The organism is Vibrio sp. OPT20 (genome assembly GCF_963889365.1).
GTDB lineage: Bacteria > Pseudomonadota > Gammaproteobacteria > Enterobacterales > Vibrionaceae > Vibrio > Vibrio splendidus.
On the sequence record NZ_CAWPOA010000102.1, the window covers coordinates 1 to 328 of the forward strand.

The following is a 328-nucleotide window of genomic DNA, read 5'->3' on the forward strand; positions in this document are numbered from 1 at the left end:
GTCGTAACAAGGTAGCCCTAGGGGAACCTGGGGCTGGATCACCTCCTTATACGAAGATACCACGATGAGTGTCCACACAGATTGATTAGGTTTAGAAAGTAAAAGAGACGATATTGGGTCTGTAGCTCAGCTGGTTAGAGCGCTCGCCTGATAAGCGGGAGGTCGGTGGTTCGAGTCCACTCAGACCCACCAATATCGACTAGAAACAAAGATGGGGCTATAGCTCAGCTGGGAGAGCGCCTGCCTTGCACGCAGGAGGTCTGCGGTTCGATCCCGCATAGCTCCACCATCTTTAAGTGTTTTTATCTGAAAATATTTAAAAATGGTT

The 328-nt window shown here is 49.1% G+C and carries 2 tRNA genes; both read left to right on the forward strand.

What is annotated here, in order from left to right:
• Positions 1-115: 115 nt before the first annotated feature.
• A tRNA-Ile gene (locus tag AACR09_RS21710) sits at positions 116-192 on the forward strand.
• Positions 193-213: 21 nt separating this feature from the next.
• Positions 214-289, forward strand: a tRNA-Ala gene (locus AACR09_RS21715).
• Positions 290-328 lie beyond the last annotated feature (39 nt).